Source organism: Paenibacillus xylanexedens, from assembly GCF_007680605.1.
Classification (GTDB): domain Bacteria; phylum Bacillota; class Bacilli; order Paenibacillales; family Paenibacillaceae; genus Paenibacillus; species Paenibacillus xylanexedens_B.
This window is the reverse complement of sequence record NZ_VEIO01000094.1, coordinates 1-254: the sequence shown is the minus strand read 5'-3', so window position 1 is coordinate 254 and position 254 is coordinate 1. Positions and strand designations below refer to the sequence as shown.

Below are 254 nucleotides of genomic sequence, written 5' to 3'. Positions count from 1 at the left end.
GGGCAATGGGATCGGGAGATGAATGCCGGGGCGATGTCCATGTCTGGGCTGTCTACTGGATTGTCAATGAGTCCGCAATCGGAGCGGGTTCATGCGTTGGACTTTGCAGGGAATGTAGTGGAAGGGAAACTGATACTGAGCGTGACATACGATAAGCAGGAGTATCGTGACAGTACAATGCAAGGACTGCTGGACAACTACAGGAAGCAGTTACTTTCAATCGTTGAGCATTGCATGCAACAAACTGAAACCGA

1 protein-coding gene is annotated in these 254 nt (G+C 50.0%); it reads left to right on the top strand.

From position 1 onward, the window contains the following. Window positions 1-66: 66 nt before the first annotated feature. The coding region (locus FS818_RS28525) for a hypothetical protein (protein ID WP_186375622.1) at window positions 67-254 on the top strand (188 nt) is incomplete at its 3' end.